This window comes from Paraburkholderia sp. SIMBA_054, from assembly GCF_046534875.1.
Classification (GTDB): Bacteria; Pseudomonadota; Gammaproteobacteria; order Burkholderiales; family Burkholderiaceae; genus Paraburkholderia; species Paraburkholderia hospita.
Genome location: NZ_JAWRXV010000384.1, coordinates 1 through 350, shown reverse-complemented (window position 1 = coordinate 350; position 350 = coordinate 1). Strand labels below are relative to the sequence as shown.

Sequence of the window (350 nt, the reverse complement as noted above, 5' to 3'; positions counted from 1 at the left end):
GCCGGACGCGAATCGAACTCGATGGCGCTCAACGAGGCGTAATAACGCGCTGCAATGAGGTGCTGAAGTTCATACCGCGCCTGGCAGCGGGCAGCGTTGCGCGGGTTCGTCGGCGCCCGGCAGATAATCGTGAGCCGCATTCGAGCCCGTCATGCCCCGCATATTTCGCACGACGGCGAGCCGTTGACTGGCGCTGCGATCGAGCGTCGCGAGCATGTCGCGTTCGAGAATCAGCAGCTTGAACGCCAGCACCATGAGCCCGCTCGCGAGCAGCACGTCGCCCGCGAACACGACCGCGTAGACCGCCGACGTGGTCTGCGGATTACCGAGCAGCAACGCGAGATTCGCGC

The 350-nt window shown here is 64.9% G+C and carries 1 pseudogene; it reads right to left on the bottom strand.

Annotated elements, in window-relative coordinates:
• Positions 1-69: 69 nt before the first annotated feature.
• Positions 70-350, bottom strand: a pseudogene (locus tag SB822_RS55590) (hypothetical protein); the annotation flags it as partial.